General features: G+C 46.0%; 4 protein-coding genes. 3 read left to right on the top strand and 1 reads right to left on the bottom strand.

All coding sequences use genetic code 11. The annotated features are described in order from the left end of the window. Positions 1-482 precede the first annotated feature (482 nt). Together hbs and cobD are read left to right on the top strand one after the other, a co-directional pair. Positions 483-767 (top strand): non-specific DNA-binding protein Hbs, encoded by a 285-nt coding sequence (hbs, locus tag F6K38_RS34625; RefSeq protein WP_008189112.1) that lies wholly within the window; start codon positions 483-485, stop codon positions 765-767. Between the two features lie 26 nt (positions 768-793). Then, a complete protein-coding gene (gene cobD, locus F6K38_RS34630) occupies positions 794-1,930 on the top strand; it encodes a threonine-phosphate decarboxylase CobD (RefSeq protein WP_044495059.1) in 1,137 nt (378 codons plus the stop codon). A gap of 33 nt (positions 1,931-1,963) precedes the next feature. Here cobD and F6K38_RS34635 read toward each other — a convergent pair whose 3' ends face one another. Beyond that, positions 1,964-2,116 carry a hypothetical protein gene (locus F6K38_RS34635; protein WP_165691831.1) on the bottom strand — a complete coding sequence of 51 codons (153 nt, stop codon included), beginning with the start codon at positions 2,114-2,116 and terminating at the stop codon, positions 1,964-1,966. A 146-nt stretch (positions 2,117-2,262) separates the two neighbouring features. Between F6K38_RS34635 and F6K38_RS34640 the strand changes: the two genes are divergently transcribed. After that, on the top strand, positions 2,263-2,828 hold a 566-nt coding region (locus F6K38_RS34640; protein WP_287359640.1), incomplete at its 3' end, for an FAD-dependent oxidoreductase.

Genomic DNA, 2,828 nt, shown 5'->3' on the forward strand with positions numbered 1-2,828 from the left:
AACTTATGGATTTGACTACTCCCCCCTACTTTAGTGGTGGGAATAGTTAGGTTTTGAAACTTTTACGTGTTTATTTGTTTTTGGTTGACAATTTTATTGACTTGGTTTGATTTAATTTTTATAAATCATTAATTATACCTTATTTTAAGGTTTATTGTCAATATATAAAAAAGGCTCTCACCTTTGCTATCCCATAGGAGGCTCACCAAGCACTGCTAGAGCGAGGGGCTTACCTTAAATGAATTATATATAATTAACAATGATTGATCATCAAAAATTCTGATTGCCTACTCCCTCAGGAATAAATTTAGGGGAGCATTTTGGGGCAAAATTCTGAAATCTATATAAATTAAAGCATTCAACGATCCATATAGGCATTGCAAACATTAGAATAATGCAGTGAAACCTTGAAGCTGCGAGTGTTGCAGCGATTTTTTTGTTGAAAACCCTGGTTGGATGATCTGAAAAACAAGGAGATTTGAATGAATAAGGGTGAATTAGTTGATAAAGTGGCGGAAAAAGCTACTGTAACCAAAAAACAAGCCGATGCAGTACTAACTGCTACGATAGAGACGATTATGGAAGCAGTGTCCGAGGGTGATAAAGTCACCTTAGTGGGCTTTGGTTCCTTTGAATCCCGGGAGCGTAAGGCTCGTGAGGGCCGCAATCCCAAAACCGGTGAAAAGATGGAAATTCCGGCAACTAAGGTTCCAGCCTTTTCTGCTGGTAAGGTTTTTAAAGAGAGAGTTGCACCACCGAAGGAGTAATCGCTGATTCAGTCAGAAACTTGTCCTTGAAACGACCAACTCACGGGGGAAATTTAGCCTGGGCAGCAGCACTGGCTAACTGTCCTCCTTCCTTAATTCTTGATTTTTCTGCCAGCATCAATCCTCTTGGTCCCCCTAAAAGTGCGATCGCAGCGATTGAGTCTGGGCTAAATAACCTGGTAGCTTATCCTGACCCCAATTATGCCGAGCTGCGGCAGTGTTTGACGCAACTGCATCCAACCCTGCCCCCAGACTGGATTCTTCCAGGTAATGGCTCAGCCGAATTATTAACTTGGGCTTGTCGCGAGCTATCAGAACTAGATCAGACCTTGATGATTACCCCAGCATTTAGGGACTACCAACGGGGACTGAAGGCATTTGGAGCAAGAATTAGGAAGTGCCCCCTGATGAGGGAACTCTCGAGACCTAGTCTCAGATGGGGAGATGGGGAGATGGGCCGCGAGATTGATTCTTTGATGCCCTTACTCCCTGACTCCCTTACTTCCTTACTCCCACAAGAGGGGACTCGAAAGGGTTTGCTGCTGAATACCCCCCACAATCCCACAGGTCAATTGTTTACCTCAGAAGCAATTGAGCCTTATCTGAAGCAATTTGCTTTGGTGGTTGTGGATGAGGCTTTCATGGATTTCCTGCCTCCTGAGCAGGAGCAAAGCCTGATTCCTTTAATTGGGGATTATCCGAACTTGGTAATTTTGCGATCGCTTACCAAGTTTTACAGCCTTCCTGGACTCAGACTAGGTTATGGCATTGCCCACCCTGAGCGACTCCAACGTTGGCAGAAGTGGCGGGACCCTTGGCCAATCAATACCTTAGCAGCGGCAGCCGCAGCTGCCGTGGTCCAGGATAGAGCATTTCAACAGCAAACCTGGGATTGGTTAGCACCAGCGCGTAGGCAACTGTTTCAGGGACTGGCTAAGTTACCTGGTCTCCAACCTTACCCCAGTGCAGCTAACTTCTTGCTAGTACACTCAGAAAAATCCACTTCACAGATCCAAGCACAACTACTCCAACACCATCGGATTCTGATTCGAGATTGCCTAAGCTTCCCGGAATTAGGCGATCGCTTTTTCCGGGTCGCTGTACGTACACAGGCAGATAACCAACGCTTACTAACAGCTTTAGACGCTATCTTGATAAGTTGAAGGTTAGAAGGTTGAAGGTTAGAAGGTTGAAGGTTAGAAGGTTGAAGGTTGAAGGTTAGAAGGTTGAAGGTTGAAGGTTGAAGGTTGAAGGTTAGAAGGTTGAAGGTTGAAGGTTGCTGGCCGTAGGCGTCTGTTGTCGGATAGGTTAGTTAGATGGTTGTTCGCGTAGCGTGGCCAAAAGGCCAAGGTTAGAGCCTGAAACCTGTAACTTTCAACCTGTAACCTGTAACTTGAAACCGCGTCACCTGTAACCTGTAACCTGTAACCTTCAACCTACCCTACGGGAACGCCAAGGGCTGCCTGTAACCTGCTAACCTTTAACTGTTGGACGAATGACTGTTGACTATGACCTAATTATCATTGGTAGCACTCCTGCTGGTGTCTATGCTGCTGTTGCGGCTGCTGGTTTAAAGGCTCGTGTGGCTCTGGTAGACCCTCAGCCAGGACAAACTAGCTGGCTAGGACAAGGGGCTATTTACACCAGAGTATTAAGTGAGATTGGGCGTAAGCTTGAGCAGATGCGTGACGCTGCTCAATGGCGTATTTATCCTCAAATAGCTGATTCAACTGAACCAGACATGTCACAGACCGGGTTTCCATCCCTACCACTAACTGAGGTGATGGAATGGGCTAATCTAGTGGTTGCCAACTGCTCAGAACAGAATTCTCCGGCTATTTTAGCTGCTTTAGGAATTGATATTATCACGGGTGAGGGGGAATTTTGCCGACTGCCTCACCTCGGTTTTGTAGTCAACAACCGACGTTTGCGGTCTCGTGCGTATCTGATCGCTACTGGCTCTCGCCCAGATATTAGCGATATCAAAGGGTTACAGACCATAGACTATTTCACACCAAACGATATCTGGCACAAAGTGTTGAAGGTTGGAAAGTTGAAGGT

Source organism: Moorena sp. SIO3B2 (assembly GCF_010692525.1).
Taxonomy (GTDB): Bacteria; Cyanobacteriota; Cyanobacteriia; order Cyanobacteriales; family Coleofasciculaceae; genus Moorena; species Moorena producens.